This window comes from Amycolatopsis umgeniensis, assembly GCF_014205155.1.
Taxonomy (GTDB): Bacteria; Actinomycetota; Actinomycetes; order Mycobacteriales; family Pseudonocardiaceae; genus Amycolatopsis; species Amycolatopsis umgeniensis.
On sequence record NZ_JACHMX010000001.1, the window covers coordinates 2,409,118 to 2,427,406 of the forward strand.

At 68.2% G+C, this 18,289-nt stretch carries 21 protein-coding genes and 1 pseudogene; 10 read left to right on the forward strand and 12 right to left on the reverse strand.

All coding sequences use genetic code 11. The features are described from left to right. The 4 genes from HDA45_RS10745 to HDA45_RS10760 are packed head-to-tail and all read right to left on the reverse strand — an operon-like array spanning position 1 to position 4,145. Positions 1-744 carry an ATP-binding cassette domain-containing protein gene (locus HDA45_RS10745; protein WP_184894259.1) on the reverse strand — a complete coding sequence of 248 codons (744 nt, stop codon included), beginning with the start codon at positions 742-744 and terminating at the stop codon, positions 1-3. Continuing rightward, positions 741-1,547, reverse strand: a complete 807-nt coding sequence (locus tag HDA45_RS10750; protein WP_184894260.1) for an ABC transporter permease — start codon at positions 1,545-1,547, stop codon at positions 741-743. The genes HDA45_RS10745 and HDA45_RS10750 overlap by 4 nt, the downstream gene beginning before the upstream one ends. Then, positions 1,540-2,526: an ABC transporter permease subunit gene (locus HDA45_RS10755; protein ID WP_221471072.1), complete on the reverse strand. Its 987-nt coding sequence runs from the start codon at positions 2,524-2,526 to the stop codon at positions 1,540-1,542. Before HDA45_RS10755 ends, HDA45_RS10750 begins: the two co-directional genes overlap by 8 nt. After that, positions 2,523-4,145: an ABC transporter substrate-binding protein gene (locus tag HDA45_RS10760; protein ID WP_221471073.1), complete on the reverse strand. Its 1,623-nt coding sequence runs from the start codon at positions 4,143-4,145 to the stop codon at positions 2,523-2,525. The genes HDA45_RS10755 and HDA45_RS10760 overlap by 4 nt, the downstream gene beginning before the upstream one ends. 164 nt (positions 4,146-4,309) lie before the next feature. Between HDA45_RS10760 and HDA45_RS10765 the strand changes: the two genes are divergently transcribed. Further along, entirely contained in the window at positions 4,310-5,626 is a 1,317-nt protein-coding gene (locus HDA45_RS10765) for an amidase family protein (protein WP_184894263.1), read from the forward strand. Here HDA45_RS10765 and HDA45_RS10770 read toward each other — a convergent pair. Then, positions 5,589-6,458: a LysR family transcriptional regulator gene (locus HDA45_RS10770; protein ID WP_184894265.1), complete on the reverse strand. Its 870-nt coding sequence runs from the start codon at positions 6,456-6,458 to the stop codon at positions 5,589-5,591. The genes HDA45_RS10765 and HDA45_RS10770 overlap by 38 nt on opposite strands. Before the next feature lie 94 nt (positions 6,459-6,552). On the opposite strand from HDA45_RS10770, the gene HDA45_RS10775 reads away from it, so the two are divergent. Continuing rightward, positions 6,553-7,095: a cysteine dioxygenase family protein gene (locus tag HDA45_RS10775; protein WP_184894267.1), complete on the forward strand. Its 543-nt coding sequence runs from the start codon at positions 6,553-6,555 to the stop codon at positions 7,093-7,095. 114 nt (positions 7,096-7,209) lie between these two features. Here the strand turns inward: HDA45_RS10775 and HDA45_RS10780 are convergent, their stop codons facing one another. Together HDA45_RS10780 and HDA45_RS10785 are read right to left on the reverse strand one after the other, a co-directional pair. Next, positions 7,210-7,644: a DUF6640 family protein gene (locus HDA45_RS10780; protein ID WP_184894269.1), complete on the reverse strand. Its 435-nt coding sequence runs from the start codon at positions 7,642-7,644 to the stop codon at positions 7,210-7,212. 22 nt (positions 7,645-7,666) lie between these two features. Continuing rightward, positions 7,667-8,770 carry an FAD-dependent monooxygenase gene (locus HDA45_RS10785; RefSeq protein ID WP_184894271.1) on the reverse strand — a complete coding sequence of 368 codons (1,104 nt, stop codon included), beginning with the start codon at positions 8,768-8,770 and terminating at the stop codon, positions 7,667-7,669. 93 nt (positions 8,771-8,863) lie between these two features. Between HDA45_RS10785 and HDA45_RS10790 the strand changes: the two genes are divergently transcribed. After that, positions 8,864-9,574 carry a TetR/AcrR family transcriptional regulator gene (locus HDA45_RS10790; RefSeq protein ID WP_184894273.1) on the forward strand — a complete coding sequence of 237 codons (711 nt, stop codon included), beginning with the start codon at positions 8,864-8,866 and terminating at the stop codon, positions 9,572-9,574. A 6-nt stretch (positions 9,575-9,580) separates the two neighbouring features. On the opposite strand, the gene HDA45_RS10795 is transcribed toward HDA45_RS10790, so the two are convergent. Further along, positions 9,581-11,566 carry a hypothetical protein gene (locus tag HDA45_RS10795; protein ID WP_184894275.1) on the reverse strand — a complete coding sequence of 662 codons (1,986 nt, stop codon included), beginning with the start codon at positions 11,564-11,566 and terminating at the stop codon, positions 9,581-9,583. Positions 11,567-11,755: 189 nt separating this feature from the next. On the opposite strand from HDA45_RS10795, the gene HDA45_RS10800 reads away from it, so the two are divergent. The 3 genes and pseudogenes from HDA45_RS10800 to HDA45_RS10810 all read left to right on the forward strand — a co-directional run. After that, the gene (locus tag HDA45_RS10800; RefSeq protein WP_184894277.1) at positions 11,756-12,193 is read left to right on the forward strand and encodes an SRPBCC family protein; all 438 of its coding nucleotides are present in this window, start codon (positions 11,756-11,758) and stop codon (positions 12,191-12,193) included. A 25-nt stretch (positions 12,194-12,218) separates the two neighbouring features. Continuing rightward, on the forward strand, positions 12,219-12,644 hold the full coding sequence (locus tag HDA45_RS10805) for a DUF4383 domain-containing protein (protein WP_184894279.1): 426 nt from the start codon (positions 12,219-12,221) through the stop codon (positions 12,642-12,644). Between the two features lie 39 nt (positions 12,645-12,683). Continuing rightward, positions 12,684-12,962 (forward strand): annotated as a pseudogene (locus HDA45_RS10810) (manganese catalase); the annotation flags it as partial. Positions 12,963-12,999: 37 nt separating this feature from the next. Here HDA45_RS10810 and HDA45_RS10815 read toward each other — a convergent pair. Further along, complete coding sequence (locus tag HDA45_RS10815) at positions 13,000-13,611, reverse strand: HSP18 transcriptional regulator (RefSeq protein WP_184894281.1); 612 nt, start codon at positions 13,609-13,611, stop codon at positions 13,000-13,002. A 100-nt stretch (positions 13,612-13,711) separates the two neighbouring features. On the opposite strand from HDA45_RS10815, the gene HDA45_RS10820 reads away from it, so the two are divergent. The 4 genes from HDA45_RS10820 to HDA45_RS10835 all read left to right on the forward strand — a co-directional run bounded on the left by HDA45_RS10820 (position 13,712) and on the right by HDA45_RS10835 (position 15,380). Further along, positions 13,712-14,152, forward strand: a complete 441-nt coding sequence (locus tag HDA45_RS10820; RefSeq protein ID WP_184894283.1) for an Hsp20/alpha crystallin family protein — start codon at positions 13,712-13,714, stop codon at positions 14,150-14,152. A gap of 81 nt (positions 14,153-14,233) precedes the next feature. After that, positions 14,234-14,665, forward strand: a complete 432-nt coding sequence (locus HDA45_RS10825; protein WP_221471822.1) for a DUF6292 family protein — start codon at positions 14,234-14,236, stop codon at positions 14,663-14,665. A gap of 23 nt (positions 14,666-14,688) precedes the next feature. Continuing rightward, entirely contained in the window at positions 14,689-15,099 is a 411-nt protein-coding gene (locus HDA45_RS10830) for an STAS domain-containing protein (RefSeq protein WP_184894285.1), read from the forward strand. A 56-nt stretch (positions 15,100-15,155) separates the two neighbouring features. Beyond that, on the forward strand, positions 15,156-15,380 hold the full coding sequence (locus tag HDA45_RS10835) for a hypothetical protein (RefSeq protein WP_184894287.1): 225 nt from the start codon (positions 15,156-15,158) through the stop codon (positions 15,378-15,380). A 419-nt stretch (positions 15,381-15,799) separates the two neighbouring features. On the opposite strand, the gene HDA45_RS10840 is transcribed toward HDA45_RS10835, so the two are convergent. From HDA45_RS10840 to HDA45_RS10850, 3 genes are all read right to left on the reverse strand, one after another. Next, positions 15,800-16,426 (reverse strand): TetR/AcrR family transcriptional regulator, encoded by a 627-nt coding sequence (locus HDA45_RS10840; protein ID WP_184894289.1) that lies wholly within the window; start codon positions 16,424-16,426, stop codon positions 15,800-15,802. Continuing rightward, entirely contained in the window at positions 16,423-17,511 is a 1,089-nt protein-coding gene (locus HDA45_RS10845; RefSeq protein ID WP_184894291.1) for an oxygenase MpaB family protein, read from the reverse strand. The genes HDA45_RS10840 and HDA45_RS10845 overlap by 4 nt, the downstream gene beginning before the upstream one ends. Positions 17,512-17,629: 118 nt before the next feature. Next, positions 17,630-18,235 (reverse strand): TetR family transcriptional regulator, encoded by a 606-nt coding sequence (locus HDA45_RS10850; protein ID WP_184894294.1) that lies wholly within the window; start codon positions 18,233-18,235, stop codon positions 17,630-17,632. Between the last annotated feature and the right edge of the window lie 54 nt (positions 18,236-18,289).

Below are 18,289 nucleotides of genomic sequence, written 5' to 3' on the forward strand. Positions count from 1 at the left end.
TCAACTCCCGTAGTGACGGTCGGTGGGCAAGGGATTCAGCCCGTTTTCGGGCAGCGCGGCCAGCAGGTCGCGGGTGTAGGCGTGCTCCGGCGCCGTGAGGACTTCGGCCGCGCGCCCGGTCTCGACGACGCGCGAAGCGAGCATCACCGTCAGGTCCGCGTCGTCCGGCAGCACACCGAGGTCATGGGTGGTCACCAGGACGACGCGGTCCCGTCCCAGCCCGGTGAGCAGCGCGACGATGTCCCTTGCCCGGTCCCGATCGAGCGCGGAGGTCGGTTCGTCCGCGACCACCACCGGGGGATCGCCCGCCAGCGCCGCCGCGATCGCCGCTCGCTGCACCATCCCGCCCGAAAGCTCGTGCGGGTACTTCTTCAGCGCACTGGCTTCGAGGCCCACGAGGGCGAGCAACTCCTCCGGTCCACGTTCGCCGCGAAGGTGGCGAACCGTCTCGGCGAGCTGCCCGCCGAGCCGTCGGACGGGCGTGAAACAGGTCATCGCGGACTGCGGCACCACTCCGATGACGCTTCCCCTGCGCGGTCGCGGATGCCCCTCGACCGACACCTTCCCGGTCAGCGTCGCGGAACCGGGGAGAAGTCCGGTCACGGCGGCGCACAGGGTGGACTTCCCCGAACCCGAACCGCCGATCACGAAATGCGGCCTGCCGGGAACGGCGACGAGATCGACGTCGGTGAGCGCTTGGCCGTCGGGATACCGCACGCCGACGCCTTCGAGCGACAGCGTCACGAGAGCACCTCCGGACGACGGGTCAAAGAACGGCCCAGCGCCGAAAGCGCCAGGGTGACGGCGACGATCGCGCCCGCCGGGAACACCAGCCGCCACCAGTGCCCGAGCAGCAGCGCTTCCCCGGACTCGGCGAGCAGCGTGCCGAGCGAGGCCTGGTGCGGCGGCAGCCCGACGCCGAGGAACGACAACGTCGACTCGTGCCACACGGCGTGCGCGACCAGGAGTACCGCGGCCACCCCGGCCTGCCCCGCCGCGACGGGCAGGAAGTGGATCCGCGCGATCCTCGTCATCGGCAGTCCCCTGAGCCGGGCCACCTCGACGTATTCGGCGTTGCGCACGGAAAGCAGTTCGGCGCGCACGACTCGGGCGGTCGCCGTCCAGTGCGTGAGCACGAGCGACACGACGATCGCGACGAGCGAACCCCGGAACAACGTGACGATGAGCAGCGACAGCAGGAGACTGGGGATGGCCGTCATCGCGTCGGCCACCCGCATCCCGATCCGGTCCCACCAGCCGCCGAACGCCCCGGCCGCGATGCCGACGACGAGCCCGACGATCGTGGACAGGACGGCGGTGGCCAGCGAAATCCCCAGTGAGACCCGCATGCCCATCGCGACCAGGGTGAACAGGTCGCGTCCCGAAGTGTCGGTGCCGAACCAGTTGCCGGCTCCGGGTCCCTGGTCGCTTGCGGCGAAATCCGTGACGGCTTCGTCGATCGGGTGCACGAGCGGGGTGACGATCGCGTAGGCGGCCAAGATCACCACGGCCACGCCCGCGATCTTGGCGGCACGGTGGTCAGCCATCGGCCTCGATCCTCGGGTCGACGGCGATCGCGGCGGCGTCCGCGGCGAGGTTGCCCGCCACGACCAGCCCCACCGTGAGCACGGTGACGATCGCCAGCAGCGGGAAGTCCAGCGCCCGCGCGGAATCCACGGTCGCGTCGCCGAGGCCCGGCCACGCGAACACGGTCTCCACCACGGTCGCGCCGACGAGCAGCTCCGGCAGCCTTCCGCCGATGAGGGCGAAGAAGGGCGCCGAGGCCATCGGCAACACGTGTCCACTGTGGACGACCCGCGTCGGTAGGCCGCGGGCGTGCGCGCCCCGGACCGCGTCGCTGCCCATGGCACCGGTGATGGCTTCCCGCAGCCCCAGCGCCAGCCACGGCACCTGCGAAACCCCGAGTACCAGGGCGGGCAGGACGAGATGGCGCGCGGCCGACGCGGCCGTGATCGGCTCGCCGGGATCGGTGAGCCCCGAGGTCGGGAACAGCCGGAGCGTGACGGCGAACAGCAGGACGGCGCCCAGTGCGACGATGAACGGCGGCACGGCCTGCAGTACCACGGCGATCGCGCTGATCACCTTGTCGGCGAAACCGCCGGCCCGCAGGCCCGCCGTGATCCCGAGCGCGCAAGCCAGCACCACCGCCACGACCGAGCCGGCGAAGCCCAGCAACGCCGTCCACCCCAGCCGTTCGGCGAGGACCTGCGCGACGGGTTCGTGATACGCCCGCGAGTACCCGAAATCGCCGGTCACCGCGCCGGAGATCCAGTGCCACCAAGCCGAGATCCAGCTCTGGTCGAGCCCCAGCGTGTGGCGGAGGACCTCGCGTTCGGCCTCCGTGTAGCCGTCACCGGACCCGCCGAGATAGGCGTCCAGCGGATCGAACGGACTGGCCGAGGCCAGCGCGAAAGCCGCCAGCGAGACGACGAGGACCAACGGGACGCCGAACAGCAGGCGTCGAACGGCGAGACGACCGATCCGGGCGCGGCGCGACCGCGTCACTTCCGCGTCCAGCGCGCCAGGGAGTACCAAGGCCCCCAGGCCACCCCGTGGCTGTGCGGTTCCAGCGCGGTGGCCCCGAACTGCCAGCCGTTGTCCCGCAGCACGTACACGTGGTTCTCCGAGACGAGCGCGAGCATGCCCGGCGCGGCGTGGTAGGCGGCCTGGAAATCCCGGTACAGCTTGGCCCGCTTGGCCGGATCCCGCTCGACGCGCGCCGCCTCCAGCGCTTTGTCGACTTCCGGGTTCACGTAGTCCGAGGCGTTGTCCCACTTCGAACCGACGCCCTTGGCCGCGTACCGGGAGTGGAACTTCGGGTACAGCTGAGTGTCCACTGTGTACGGTTGCCCGCCACCGCCGAGGAGGAACGCGGTACCCGCCAGGTATTGCGGGGTCATGGTCGACTTCTCCACCGCCACCGGCTTCATCTCGACGCCGATCTTCTTGGCGTCGGAGACGGTGGCCATCGTGAGATCGCGGCGCAGGGTCTCCGTCGGGTAGTAGGCGACGTCGAACTGCGCCCGGCGGCCGTCACGTTGACGGATACCGTCGGCGCCGACGCGCCATCCCGCGTCGTCGAGGACCTTCCGCGCGCGGTCCGCGTCGAAAGTGAAGTCCTGCGCGGGATCGTAGGCGTCGCCGAACAGCGGGGTGACCAGCGTCGAGACCGGCGTGCCTTCGCCCTGCAGGATGTCGCGGACCATCGCGCCGCGGTCGACACCGAGGTTCAGCGCGAGCCGGACGGCGGCGTCGCCCGCCACCGGGTTACCGCTGGGAAGTGTGACGCCGAGCCAATCGTTGGCCTTGCTGACCACCGTGCGGTAGCCGTCCTTCGCGACGGCGCGGGCGAGCGCCGGGGACAGCCGGGTGCCGTCCGCGCTGCCCGCGAGCTGCGCCGCGCGGGCCTTCTCGTCGTCGGTCCGGCGCACCACAAAGGTTTTCACCTGCGGTTTGGTGCCCCAGTATCCGTCGCGAGCGGTGAGGACGACCTGATCGGGACGCAGCTCCGTCAACGCGTACGGCCCCGTTCCGACCGGGTGGTCGCCGAGCGGCAGCTTGTCCGCGGGCCCGGGCGCCGCCAGCGACTCCGACGGCGCGATCGCGAGGAACAACCGGTGCGGCACGTCACCGTAAGCGCCGTTTAGCAGGAAGTCGACGGTGTCCGGACCCGCGACCTGTGCGGTCCGCAGGAAATCGAAGTTCGCGGCGATCGGCGAAGCGAACTTCGGATCGACGACGGCGTTGTACGTCGCGGCGACGTCCTCGGGACCGAACGGCGTCCCGTCGGAGAACGTGACGCCCTTCCTGGTCTTCACGCGCCAATGACCGAGGTCGCCGTCGACCGGCTCGGGCGCTCCCTCCGCGAGAACCGGGACAGCGTCCGGGATCCGGTCGTCCTGACCTTCCGCGACGCGGTACAGGCTCTCGTAGATCTTCGATTCGCCGTTGCCGCCGTGCCCTGTCAAGGGATTGAACCTGCCGAGCTCCTCGGCGTCGATCACGACGAACCGGTCGGGCGCACCCCCTGACGCCCCAGGCGCACCGCAGCCGACGAGTGCGGCGGCGGAGAAAGTGACGAGTGACGTGACGAGCAGGCGCGAAGGCCGACGATGGAAAAGCACGGCCGCAGCTTAATGAAAATGATAGTCTTTATCATTAACTGTGAGCCTTGTCACCTTCCCGGCCGTGGGCTGAAGGGAACTTTCCCCGCGTCTCACGCGGTGAAGGGAGCTTTCGTCGCATGACATGCGGGGAAAGCTCCCTTCAGCCCCCTAAGCTGGCCGTCATGAGGGGACCTTGGAGTGCCGCGGAAAGCCTCGCGCGGGCGGAAGAAGTCCGGGATCTCCACGCCATCAGCCACCTCGCGCGCTCCGACGGCGCCCCGGCGCCGACGGGCCCGCTGGCCGGGGTTCCGTTGGTGATCAAGGACAACATCCACGTCGCGGGCATGCCGAACACCGCGGGCACCCCGGCGCTCGCGGACCACGTTCCGCGCGAGCACGCGACCGTGGTCCGGCGCCTGGTCGAGGCGGGGGCCACCGTCATCGGCAAGGCGACCATGCACGAACTCGCGTTCGGCATCACCTGCGACACGACTCCGCTGGGCCCGGTCCGCAACGCCTGTGACCCGCTCCGTTTCGCCGGGGGCAGCAGTGGCGGGACCGCGGTCGCCGTCGCGGCGGGTGTCGTCCCGGCCGGTCTGGGCACCGACACCGGAGGCTCGGTCCGCGTTCCCGCCGCGCTCAACGGAGTCTGCGGCTTCCGGCCCACGACGGGCCGCTACCCGTCCGACGGCATGACACCGTTGAGCAGCACCCGGGACACCGCCGGGCCGATCGCTCGCACGGTCGCCGATCTCGCGCTCCTCGACGCGGTGCTCGCGGCGGAGGAACCGAAACCCCTGAGCGAGCTCTCGGCGCTCCGGCTGGGTGTGCCGCACGGCTTCTTGACCGGCGACCTGGACGACGAAGTCGAAGAACTGTGGGCGTCCGCGGTGACCCGTCTGCGCGCGGAAGGGGCCACCCTGGTGCCGATCGACGACACCCTGCTCGCCGAGCTCAGCGCCGATCAGGGAATGCCGCTGGTGATCCACGAAGCAGGCGTCGGGCTCCGGTCCTACCTCGGCGAGTACGTGCCCGAGGTCTCGTTCGAGCAGCTCGTCGAAGCCGTCGCCGCCGCTGACGTCCGGGCGATCTTCGCCGAATCGGTCCTACCGGGCGTCGATCCGGCCGTCTACGAGGCGGCCCTCGTCACCCGCTCGGCCCTGCGCCGCGCCTATGCGGCGATCTTCGGCGAAAGCGGCATCGACGCCCTCGTGTTCCCCACGACACCGGCGATCGCCCAGGACTTCTCCGCCGTCGCGAACTTCGTCCACCGCGGGCGCGTGGTCCCCACTTTCCCGACCTTCATCCGCAACTGCCAGCCCGGCAGCATCGCGGGCGTCCCCGGGTTGACCGTCCCGATGGGCCGCGGCCACAGTGGCCTGCCCGCCGGGCTGGCGCTCGACGGGCCCGTCGGCGGAGACCGGAAACTGTTGGCTGTCGGAGCTTCCGTCGAGCGTGCCCTCAACCCGCGTGGACACTGGCCTGCAGCGCGCGGATGAGCGCGGTGGCGGCGGGCGGATCCGGCGGCTCGCCATAGGTGACGGCGTAGATCTGGCGCGGATCCTCGGCCAGTTCGGTGGTGTGGATACCGGGAAGCCGGTGAGCGCGCAGCGCCAGCCTGGGCAGCGTGGTGACGCCCATCCGAGCGGCGACCAGCGACTGCATGACGACGATGTCGTCGCTCAGCAGGGAAATACGCGGGGTGAACCCGGCTCGCCCGCAGATCGTGACCAGCTCGTGCCGGCAGCGATCACATCCGCCGATCCAGCTCGAGTCGCGGTGATCGGCGATGGTCTGCCCCGGTTCGCTGGTGATCAGATAGATCGGGTCCTCGAGGAGATGCACCAACCGGAGCCCCTGGTCCTCGCGCGGGGTGTCGGCGTACCGGAAGATCAGCGCGACGTCGATCTGCCCCTCCCGCAGCATGCGCAACGCTTCGACGGGATCCTCGTCGACCAGTCCCAGCTCGATCCCGGGATGGGCGCGGGCCAGCGCGGCGGCCGCCTCGGGAACGATCGTGCTCAGGATCGACTGGAACCCCGCCATCCGGACCCGCCCGGCCCGCAAACCCACCTGCGCGGCCAATTCGGCCTCCGCGCCCTCGACCCGGACGACGATCTCGGCCGCGCGGGCGGCGAGCAATTTTCCTTCGGGAGTGAGCCGGATGCCGCGGCCGATGCGCTGGATCAACTTCGCGCCCGTCTCGGCTTCCAGCCTCGCGAGCTGGTGGCTCACCGCCGGTTGGGTGTAATGCAGTTCCTTCGCCGCGGCGGTCATCGAACCATGCCGTGCGACAGCGTCCAGCACCGTGAGTTGGACCAGGTTCAGCATACATGAAGAGTACCTATACAAACGAAAGAACGTCGGCATTGGACGCCGGGCGAAACGCGGACCACGATGAGAAGCAACCGGAAGGAGAGCAAGAATGACCACCGCGTCCACCACCCCGGCCGTCTCCGCCAGACCCGGACTCGCGGAGCTGATAAAACGCCTTCGCGAGTGCACCAGGCGAACTTTCGAACCCCACGCGACCGCGCTGACGGTGGCCTCCGTTCTCACCGAACTCCGCCCGACCCCGAACCTCCTCACCCCGGTGGAACGGGAGGGCGCCGCCGACGGGTACACCCGCACCACGCTGCACGCCGAATCCGCCTTCTCGATCGCCGCGCTGGTCTGGCGGCCCGGCCAGCTCACCGAGATCCACGACCATCTCGTATGGTGCACATTCCTTGTCCTCCAAGGAACCGAGACGGAGAACGTCTTCGACATCGACGGCGATCGACTGGTCCGGACAGCCCAGCGGCAACGCCCGGCGGGCTCGGTCAGCGGTGTCGCTCCCCCCGACGACATCCACCAGGTGCACAACACCGGCGACACCGTCGCGATCACTTTGCACGTCTACGGCGCCGACCTCAGCAAGGGGACCAGCGTGCGCCGGAAATACCGGATGCGCGCCACTCCGAAGTAAAAGGAGCAGTCACCGGCTCCATTTCGGCTAATGCCATCGAATCGACGCTGGTACCGGCATTTCCGGCGGCGGCAGAAACAGTCTCGGCCCATTCCGCGGCCGATCGCGCGCTTTTCACGGCCGGGCGCCGGAATCCGAAGGCGGCCGCGGTGTCGCCACCACCGCGGCGAGCAGGACGAGAATCAGGACGATCGCCATGAGGACCTGACCGTGCAAGCCGAGAACGAAGAGGGTCCGGTCGGCGAATTCCGGATCGTAGGTCGCGGTGCCCGGGAATGAGAGCGCGCCGATCATCCCGAGCCAGGGGACGGCGAGAACGCCGGCCGCGTGCACCAGGTTGCCGGCCCGCCGGAGCGCGAGCGTGAGTCCGAGCAGGCCCAGCAACACGGTCATCACCATGTACTGGGCGTCGTGGAATTTGGCGTGGGGCGGCCAGCCCGGGTTGAACGCGTGCTGTGCCGCCAGTTCGGGAACGACCAGATCGGCGAGGACCGCGCTGACCGTCGTGATCACTCCGACGCCGATGATCAGTGTTCGTGACAGGGCCATTGAGGGAAGCCTTTCGGGCTCGTCAGATCGTCCAGGTGTAGGCGGGGGTGATCGATCGCTCGAAGAAAGCCTTGGGCAGCCGGGGAAGCATCGCGTCGCGCAGGGCGATCATCGGCGGGGAGGTCCAGTGCGCGGGAGCCCCGACCTGACGGGAGCGGCGCGCGATCATCTGGGTCCGGGGCCTGCGGGAACGGTCGTACTCTTCCAGTCCCGCGGGCACGCCCAGCTTGTCGACGACGGCGGCGAGCACGACGGCGTCTTCGAGCGCTTGGCACGCACCCTGTCCCAGGTTGGGGGTCATGGCGTGCGCGGCGTCGCCGAGGAGCGCGACGCTGCCGGACACGTAGGTGGGCAACTCCGGCAAGTGGTGGACGTCGTGCTGCGACACCGTGTCCTCCCGCGCCGCCGACATCAGCGCGGGGATGGGGTCGTGCCAGCGCGCGAACCGTTCGCGCAGGCCGTCCAGCCCGGTGCTCGAACGGACGGGGGCGTTGGCCATCACGTAGCAGTAGACGCGGCCGTCGGGCATCGGCAAATGCCCGAACCGTTCGCCACGGCCCCAGGTTTCGACGCTTTCGCCGGCGGGAATCGGCGGGACGATGAAGCGCCAGGTGGTGTACCCGACGTACCGCGGTCCGGGTGCGCCGGGCCAGAGGGAACGCCGGGTCGCGCTGTGCACCCCGTCGGCGCCCACGACGAGGTCCGCCGTGCTTTCGCCACCGCTGTGCACGACGGTCCCGTCGGGCCGCACCTCGCGCACGTCGTTGCCGGGCCGGAGCGCCCGCTCGGGGAGGGCCTCGACGAGCAGGTCGATCAGGTCGGCGCGGTGCACGGTCGCCCACTGGCCGAACCGGCGCTTCAGATCGGCGACGTCGTTGCGGACCAGCCATCGCCCGTCCGCGAGCCGGACACCCGCGACAGGGTCGGCCAGTCCACCGTCGCGAAGACGGTCACCGAGGCCGAGCGCGTCCAGCGCGCGCAGGGCGTTGGGCTGGATCGACAGTCCCGCGCCGATCTCGGTGAACTCGGGCGCGCGCTCGAGCACCTCGACCTCCCAGCCCCGCTGGTGGAACGCGACGGCTGTGGCCAGCCCGCCGATGCCGCCTCCCACGATGGTCACCTTCATCGATTTTCTCCTTAATGACTCTAGGCTAGCTTAGAGCCATTAAGGAAACATAGGTACTCTAGGATGTCAACAGGGCGACGAGAAGAGGTGACCATGGCCGCCGGTCCGGGCAGCAGGCAGGAAAGAAGGCGTCAGGACGCGCTGAAGGAGATCCACGCGGCCGTGCGCGCGCTGCTGGTCGAGCAGGGATCGGCGGCGGTGACCATCAACGCGGTCGCCAGGAAGGTGGGCATGAGCGGCCCCGCGCTCTACCACTACTACGCGGGCCACGAAGAACTCGTCGGCGCCGTGACCGCCGACTTCTTCCGCGAGCTGACCACCGTCCTGGAACAGGCGCGCGACACCCACGCCGCCGCCCCGGTCGGCGATCGCATCCTCGAGGTGTGCCGGGCCCTGCGGACCTGGGCGATCACGCATCCGGCCGAATTCGGCTGGATCTTCGCGAGCCCGATCGCCCCGCCCGACAGGCAGCAGAGCTCACCCCGGCACGAGGCAGGACAACGGTTCGAGAACGTCCTGCTCGAGCTGACCACCGAACTCTGGCGGAGCAAGCCCTTCCCGGTACCCGATCCGTCCGAACTTCCCCCGGCGCTCCGCAAACAGCTGATCGCCTACTCCGCCACCATCGAAGGACGTCTCCCGCCCGAGGCCGCGCACGTCTTCCTGACCTGCTGGACCCGGCTGTACGGCTTGCTGTGCATGGAAGTCCTGCATCAGCTCGACTTCGCCTACACCGATCTGGAACCCGTCTTCGAAGACTGCCTGCTCAGCCTCGCCGACGCCCTCGGACTGGACAGGGACTGACCGGCGCTACTCGCCGCGCCTGAGCACGGCGGTGAACGCGACCACCAGCATGGTCGCGACGACCCAGCCCACGATCACCAGCCCGCTCGCCAGGAATTGCGCGACGCCGTGCGCGACCCATTTGCCGTAGCCGAAATCGATGAACGGGATCATCGTGTCGATCACGTACAAGATCGGATGGAAATCCGGTGCGCCAGTGGTCTTTTCGAAGAAGTAGGGCGATCTGCGGCTGAGCAGGTCCACGGACACGGTGCCCACCACGAGGACCAGGAAACTCCACCCCGCGGCGAGCCACGGCCGGTAGCCGTACCCCGTGACGGACCCGAAGAAAGCGCTCCACACGAAAGACAGCACGCCTCGCCACCCGGAAGCCTGGCTCAGGCGCACTTTCTGCGCTTCGACCAACACCTTCCTTGCCGATTCCGCGTACCCCTTGTCCCGGTACGTCCTCGCGAGCTGACTGTACGGTTGCGCCGCGTAGCCCTCGGGATCCCCGGAGATCATCCGCAAGCGCTCCTGCACCGTCACGGCGGGCGGTTCCGGATGCAGCGACTCGTACTTCAGGCCGTCTTGGAGGACCCGGGAAGCCCGGAACCGCTCGTTGTCCCAAATCCTGCCGAACGAAGCCCCGCGAAGGTCGACGTTGCCCACCAGCGCGGCCGGGAGCAGCACCCCGTCACCCTTGATCGAAGCACTGCGCAGAGAGACGGCGTCAAGAGCGTCCGACTCGACTGTCGCCCCGTTCAAGCCGAACTGACCTTCGACGGCGACACCGGCGAAGCGCAGCGTGCCGTCGGCGCGCGCACCGTCCCGGAAATACAGAGAACCACCGACCCGCAGGTGATCCGCCGCGATGGCGTGCTGCCCGGGGTTGACGAACTCGCCCGCGTCGAAATTCAACTGCTTGCCGACGGTCGCTCCCAGCAACCGGAGCTCACCATCCGATCTGAAATCGGATCTGAAGAAGGCCGAACCGCCGATGTTCGCCCCGTCGGCGTTGACGGATCTGAGTCCGGGAGAGTAAACCCGTCCGCCGTCGAAGTTCACCGTGTTCGCCACTTCCACCTGCGACAGGTCGACCATCCCGTTCGCCTCGAACCCCGCTCCGCACCGCAGGTCGCCTATGTCGGCGCTACTGAGGTTGAGCGCGGTCCCACCCTGACATTCGAGGCGGGCACCGTCGAAATAGACGACCCCGTCCACGATCGCGCCATGCAAACTGACCTGTCCCTCCGAAGAGAAACCGGAACGGGCGAAAACCGCCCCTTTGATCGTGGCACGGTCCAACGACAGGCAGGTGGCACCCGGGTTGACGAACTTCCCACCGCTGAACTCCAGGGAGCGATTGACCCGGACTCCGAACATCGTCACGGACCCGTACGAACGGAAGCCCGCGTCGCAGAACACGGATCCACCGACTTCCGCGTCCTCCAGACTCAGGCTTTGCAGGCCCAGCGCACCCAGTTCGGCCCCGCGGAAGCTCACCGCGCCGCGGATCCGTGACCGCAGCAGGTTGACGGTCTTGTCGGATTTGACGTAACCACACTCGAAATCGCCGTCGACAGTGAGGTTATGCGCGTCTATGCCCCCCCTGAACACGCTGCTGTTGAGCCTGACGTAGGGCGCACTCGCGTCCCGGAACAGAACCGGCCCCTGCGCGTAGGTGAATCTGCACGAAACCAACTCCAAGGGGCACCGCATGACGACACCGCGAAGATCGAGATGGTCGGGAATCGTCGCCCCGTACAGGCGAACGGCCCGGACGGACTTCACTTCACCGTCTTCGCCGACACTCAGTTCACCGTGTCCGGACAGCAACTGGTAGAGGACTTGCGCCCGGATGTGGTTCTCCCGCGAAGGCTCGTCCTTCCGGACAGGGCCAAAGGTCGCGTTGGCCGCCTCCCACCGGTTTCCCGTCATCGAGCACTCGACCAACTCCAGCTCCGCGGCGCTGAGTTCGTCAGGCGTGAGACAAGCAGGACCAGACCGCATCGAACCTCCAGGATTCTCCGCATGCAGTCGTTCGGACCCGCTCGTTCGCTACAGGACCCGCCGCATCGTCTAGATGCCGTCATCATTCGGATGATGGCGACGTCCATGACTTGGCCGTGACACCTGAAGTGTGAGAGCTCCCTGACCGGGTATCCGCGACAAACCGATATCCAGCCCAGGAGGACCTCCATGGTCGAAGTCACCCGGAATTTCACCGTCGATGCCACCCCGCAGGTCGTCGTCGATTACCTGCGCGACTTCTCCCGCGCCGTCGAATGGGATCCGGGCACGGTGACCTGCGAACAGACCAGCCCCGGCCCGGTCGCCGTCGGTACCCGGTGGCGCAACGTGTCCGAGATCGCCGGGATGAAGACCGAGCTGACCTACGAGCTCACCCGCCTCGAACCCGGCCGGGTCGTCTTCGTCGGCAAGAACGACACCGCGACCTCCACTGACGACATCACGGTCACCACCGGCGAAAACGGGACGGCTGAGCTCACCTACCACGCCACCATCGAATTCCATGGCGCGGCGAAACTCGCCTCCCCCATCGCCAAGCTCGTGTTCGAAAAGATCGGCAAGGACACCGAGGACAGCCTCACCCGGATTTTCGACACCAAGAAATGAATTCCCACGAGACGGAGGTTCTCCGATGGGCAAATCGATGACACTGTCTTCTCTCCGCGTGACGGTGCTGGTTCTGGCGCTCGTCCACCTCGCCATCGGTGTCCTCGGCTTCTTCTTCATGCCGGAGAACAACCAGACCGGAGAGAACACGGTCTGGATCTTCAGCGCGACCGGCATACTGGACCTCCTGCGCACCGCGACGGGGGTGATCGGGCTCGTCGCGGTGCTGAGGCCGGCCCTGATCTCCCTCTACACCTGGTTCGTATTCGTGGCTTTCGCCGGGCTCACCGGCTTCGGCGTCCTCTCCGCGGCCACGACGTCGGCCGGAGACGCGGTCAATCTGAACTGGGCGGACAACGTCCTTCACGCGCTGACCTCGCTCACGGCCCTCGTCGTCGCGATCTTCACCATCCAGCGGACGCGCCGGACGTCGAACGCGGTGCCCGAATAACGACCGATTTCCGCGCCAACCTCGCCCGCGACACCGTGCATCGCGCCGACGGCGTTGTTCGACGAGGAGAACCAAGAGCACAACAACACCGTCTGGCATCTGTCCGACGGGCCGGACGGGGCCAAGGGCGGCTGGAGCTCCGGCGAAGACGGCATCGACTACCTGATGGATCCCGAAGCGCTCGGCGGACCTGGTACCGCGCCCAAGCCCGACCCAGCCCTCTACGGCACCTACGCGCCGGTCCAGGACGCGGTGGGCACAGTCAAGGGCAAGGCCAAAGCCGTGAAACAGAAGGCCACCAAGAAGTCCAAGAGCTGACGCCGAAGGCCCCTTCCGCACTCCGCGAGAGGAGCCTTCAGTTGTCGCGTTGCCGTCGGCTTTCCAGCGCCTCTTGCCTGACCTGCCCGGCATGGTCGCCGATGGCACCGAGACGGTCGGCGAAGCCGGCGTGCTTCCCGGTCAAGTGGGTGCGGAAATCGGCCAACGGCGCCAGGAGGTCGGCCGCGTCGTCCTCACCGAGGGCCGTACTGAGCCTGTCCGCGCTGCGCCGCCCCTCTTTGGTCAGACCGTCCAGCCCCTCCGCTTGCCCGGCGAGCCGGCGCAGGACCGCCGAGTTGCGCCGCGCCCAGTCGGTGACCGCACGGTCGCCGGCACGCCGGTCGCGTTCCGCGTCGACGCGCGCTTCGCCGGTGTGCTCGCCTGTCGCCGACGGCCGCAGGCGCAGAAACCGCCGCTCCGCCGCCTGACGACTCGCCACCCCCAACGCGGGCGCGAGCGCGGTCCAACTGGCGCCACCGGAACGAGCCGCCGCGATCAGCTCCGGCTCCCAGGCCGAAAGCTCCTCACGTGCCATGCGCAAGGAAGACAGCGCGGCCAGCAGCACCGCCGAATCCACGGCATCCGAACGGGCGGCCACGACCACGTCGTGCAGGGCCTGGACCCGATGGGCGAGATCGTCCTCGGTCATAGTCATCCTCTCGACGACTTCAGTGTTGTCATCGTTTCGATGACATGCTAGAACAGTGGGGCGTGTTGACACCAGACAACGAACCCAGGAGGTGGAATCGATGTTGATGCGCACCGACCCGTTCCGCGAGCTGGACCGGCTGGCCCAGCAGATGTTCGGCGCGGCGAGCCAGGGAACCTGGTCCAAACCCGCCGCGATGCCGATGGACGCCTACCGCGACGGCGACGAGTTCGTGGCCTGCTTCGATCTTCCCGGGGTCGCCCCCGACGCGATCGAACTCGACATCGAACGCAACGTCCTCACCGTCAAAGCGGAACGACGCCCGGCCACCGGCGGCGACGTCCAGATGCAGGTCACCGAACGTCCGCTCGGCGTGTTCTCCCGCCAGCTGTTCCTCGGGGACGCGCTCGACACCGAACGCATCCGGGCCGACTACACGGCCGGCGTGCTGACCTTGCGCATCCCGATCGCCGAGAAGGCCAAACCCCGGCGTATCGAAGTCACCGGCACCGAGACCGACCGCAGGGAAATCCAGGCCTGACAGCACATCCGAGGTGGGGCGGGGCGAGTACCGGCCCCACCTCGGGAGGCTCCGAGACCCCAGGGACCCGCGTTGACCGCCATGTTCGCCTTGCCGAGCCGTCACCCTCATCTGTCGCTCGATGCCGTGTGGGGCTACCTCGCCGAAGTCACGGATGCCCTGGGCGTCGGCCTGGAGTCGTGCACAGTCGACCACGACACCCCCGTGACCGCCTACGTTGCCCTCGACGAGGAGTTCCGCGCCCACCCCGGATGCGACACCGCCCTGGTGTGGAACGAAACCCACGGCTGGGCAGCCGCGATCGAGAACCACTCCGATGGAGAACTCGTCGTCATCCGGTACCTCGGCGGAGACACCATCGCTCCCCCGGCGGACCGCGTCTCACGCTTCATCACAGCCCTGCGCGAGGGCGACGAGGTCACTGGACGACTTCGTCGGCCTTCCCTGCGGACACCGACCGGTCCCGCCGATCTCGAAATCGTTCTCAGGCAACGCACGAAAGCGTCCTGGTGAACAAGCCCGCGAAGGAAGGCGACATGGGCACGGAAGACCAGGATCGCGCGGCGAGCCGCTTGCCCGGCGATCAGCGGGACGCGCTCCAGGTGAGCGTCACCCGGCTGGGCGACGGACGAGTGGTCGTGACCGCCGCCGGAGACCTCGACATGGCGACCGCCCCACTCTTCGAGAACGCGGTGTCAGCCGAACCGGGACCCACCACCACCGCGGTGGTGGTGGACCTCTCCGGCCTCACGTTCCTCGCCTCGGCGGGGATCACCGAACTGGTCGCCCTCAACACCCGGATACCGGCGGCCGGCGCGCGACTGCTGCTGATCCCCGGCTCCCGGATCGTACGGCGACCGCTCGAACTCATGGGGCTGCTCGACCTCTTCTCGGTATATCCGGACCAGGCCGCCGCGCTCGACGCCGCACCGATCACGAGCGCCTGAGAAAGGCCCAGCCGCCGTTCGTCACGAGTTGTCCGGATCGCCGTGGGTGCGGGCGAGTGCGACGTCCGGCGCGATTTCGCGCCGGGCAGGAGCCGGAGATCGCGGAACTGCGCAAGCTCGGCGCGCGCGTCCACACACGACGGATCGAGCCGTCCGACGTCCGGTCCGCGGGCACCGCCGGGCGGCGGCGATTCCACGTGTGCGCACCGCCAGGCTTGACCCGGTCGGTACTGGAATGGGTCGGAGACGAGCACTTGCGATGCGCGACCTTCACGTACTGAACCCGCAACGGACAGTGCTGTCGTGAATCCCAGGAGCGCGGAGCGATCTCGGACGATTCTCCGGGGTGGCGCGAGCGGTCGCTGGCAACACCGACTTCGGCTGGTCGCGGGTCCGTGAAGGCCTCCTTCCCTACCCTGAAAGTAGTGAAGGAGGCCTTCACGTCCTGCGGTGCCGAGGTTGCGAAAGCGATCGGCCGGGTCTCACCCCTCACGGCACGACGACGGCCGGCGGATCCCCTGCTGAATCCGCCGGCCGCGCGGCGCGCTCACACGCGCCGTCGGCGACACCCCCGTTCGCTACCCACCACCCCGGCTCCTCGGGGCGCCCTCCCCACTGTCATCGGCCGGTCCTCATGACGACTTGATTGGACAGAATCCCTACTACGGTCCTGTTTTTCGGATCCCGCACAAGGCGACGCTCAGGCGTGCGCCGAACGGTTCACCGGCTCGAACAGGGCCGTGACCGTGGACGCCAGCCGTTCGACGTCGACCGCGCCCGGGTCGGTGAGCAGCAACCGTCCGAAGTACTCGCCGATCGCGATGAGGGAATGCGCGATCACCGCGGGATCGACGTCCGGCTTGGGTTTCCGCCCGGCGACGGACATCTCCACGATCGTCTGGATCCGCTCGCGGACGACGTCCCGGTTGCGATCGATCCGCTTTCGCACGATTTCCGGCGCCTCGACCGAGATCAGGAAGATCGGCTTCCAGGTGAGCGGATCGGCGGTGACCATCGTGGCCAGCGCGGTGATCGTCCGCCTCAGGTACGCGGCCGGGTCGAGCAGGTCGACCTCGGTCGAGATCGTGGTCAGCAGCTGCTGCACCACCCGCTGTTCCTGCCGTTCCAGCAAAGCCTTCAGCAACGCGTCGAGCCCGTCGAACACGTTGTAGACGACAGGCCTCGTGACATCCAGCTCCCGCGCGACGCGATCGATCGACACGGCGCGGTACCCCTCGTCGGCGATGATCCGCAAAGCCGCGTCGAGCAGCTGTGTCCTTCGCTGCTCGACGGGCATCCGCGCGGTGTACGGCCGCCGTCCGCTCATGTCAGCGAGCCGAGGATCGGTTCGGATTCGAGGAGTCCCGCGTCGCTCGGCTTTCCCTTCCCGCCGAACACCTTCTCGTGCTGCTTGGCGCGCCATTCCAGATGCGCGTCCGCGGGCTTCGGGTAGCCGTACTTCTCCCGCGCCTCGGCCGGGGTGAGCGTGACCGGATTCAACGGCGGGATCTCGAGGATCACCGGCGCCACCACGGACACGGTCGCGGGCGAGAGCCGCTTGAGCAGAGCCAGTTTCAGCCGCCGGTTGAGTTGCGGGATCCGGAAGGCGATCTTCAGCACCGGGGTGACCAGCGCGTCGAGCAGGCGGCCTTGGCGCAGGCCGGACATCTCCCGCATCCAGTGGGGCATGGTCGCGATCGTACCGATCCGCAGCACCCGCGCGACGATCAGCGCGATCGGCCGGAAGACGGCGGGGACCGGCGGGAACATGACCTCGGCGTGCAGCAGGTGGTCCATTGTGGACCGGGCGACCTCGGATCCGACCAGTTTCGGCCGCATGGTCTCGAAATAGGCCTGGATTCCGGCGCGCCCGCGCGGGATCGCGTCGACGCTGCAGGTTTGGAACTCCGCGGCGACCGCGCATTCCCGCCAGTATTGCTTCTCCTCCGCCTCATCGAGCTTGCCGGGGCCGTACTTTTCGTAGGCGTAGAGGATGGAATGCCAAGCGGTCAGGTGGATCCACAGTTGCGACTTCGGGTCGTTGGCGTCGTAGGGCTCGCCGGAAAGGGGCTCGATCCCGATCCCTTTGGAATGCACCTTGACCAGGATGTCGGCGGCCTTCATGAGATCGTGCGAACCGGCGAACACGACCATCGCGAAGTACCGGAGAGTGCGGTCGTACCGGGTGCGCGGCCGGTTGCGGATCGCGCGGGTCTCGTCGACCGCCGCGACCAGCGCGGGATCCAGTTCCTCGACGGTGACGGCGCGCTGGAAACCCACCGTCAGCGACGTCGGGTAGCTCCACACCTTCCACGCCACCGAGTCCGGCCCGAAGAACCCGTAGTCCTGGTGGGGCTGAACCGCGGCCGGATCGCTTTTCCTGGCCACATCGCTCTTTCGCCTGGCCGCCATCGACGCCTCCCGAGCTCGGTGCCCAGTGAATATACAGGGCTGTAGCAAGTGAATATACACAGCCGAAGTAATTGGGCAAGCCCTTGCGGGAGAACGATCTTCGCGAAAAAGGGGCCGGTCAGGACTTCGCGGCGAGCGTGGCGAGGTGCTCGGCCAGCATCTTCCGCGACCGCCGCCGGACGTCCCCGAGCAGCTGCGGAGCACCGCCGGCCATCAGCCCGAGTCCGCCGATCAGCACCTGCATCCGGTCGCTTTCGTACCGGGGATCGACGGTGTCCGGCAGCTCTCCGGCGGCCACCGCGTCCGCGAACGCCTGGACCAGCCATCCGCTCATCGCGCCGTAACCGGCGGCGGCACCTTCACGGGTGACGAGCCGGTGCGCGTCGTGCTGTCCCCAGAACGCGAGCCAGACCGTCCACGACTTCAGCCGCTCCTCGTCCAGCGGCAGCATCGCCTTCGCGTAACTGTCGATGACTTTCAGCCCACTCTTGCCCGCGGCGGCTTCGAGCACCCTGTTCGCGGCGAGCTTGTTGTTGTACCGGAGCACCGACGCCATGACCTCGGCCTTGTCCTCGAAGTAGTGGGTCACCGACCCGGTGGTGACCCCGGCCTCGGTGGCGATGGCCCGCATGGTCGTCGCGTGCACCCCTTGCCCGGCCACGAGCCGCCACGCGGCGGCGATGACACGACGACGGCTTTCGGGATCCCTGATCTGGCGTGCCACGAAATTCATCCTAGCTTCCGTAACGCGTGTTGCGTAACCTGCGTTACGTTCACT